Raw genomic sequence first — 721 nt, forward strand, 5'->3', positions numbered from 1 at the left:
TCAAAATCAACCACAAGCTTGGTTTCACTGGCCCCATCATGGTACCACGAGTGAGGGGTTTCCACTCTTGACCGTAAAGTCTTTCCAAGCTGGGGTGGCGGCGTATTTTGATCGTTACCACTTCTGGTCCACAAGCAATCAGTAGAATACTGAGTACAGAGGCCAACATCGCTCTTAATATAATCATAGGATTATCCCTTATTCCTATTAATCTTCTGTATGTTGGAGTTATCGCTTTATACTTTACGTAATTGTAGTGGATTTTTACCAGATTTTCTCGCCAAGACAACCTGTCGTGATAAGCTCATTAAAAAGAAAATAAACAGTGAAAATAAACTTACCATTAATTATATTATCTAGAACAAACTAATTGGCATTGTTATATTTATCAATTACTTTTCCACTATCAAACAAGACGTTTAACATGTCCTGAATAATATCTTTTCACTTTGAGACATAGAGCATGCATTTGAATTTGAAATATTAGGGAATTAAACTACAAATTTAAAAGACAGCAAAATCAATGATATAAGAAAAAACAGGCGGTTGGTAAATGATATAAAGACTCATTTAACCCATACATCTTTCTATTCCCATAGAAATAGAATTAAGAAAAGCGACATCTAATTGATTTAGATCATCTATTCCATCGTCATAAATTAAATATTAACGAGGTTAAACCAAGCTAAACACCAAATACCTCACCCATGCATAAATGGCT

The 721-nt window shown here is 34.0% G+C and carries 1 protein-coding gene; it reads right to left on the reverse strand.

Annotation, left to right across the window (positions count from 1 at the left end):
• Positions 1–187 (reverse strand): hypothetical protein (locus CIK04_RS32990; protein ID WP_176463477.1); only part of this gene is annotated, 187 nt, incomplete at its 3' end.
• Positions 188–721: the final 534 nt, after the last annotated feature.

Source organism: Vibrio sp. 03_296 (genome assembly GCF_002265885.1).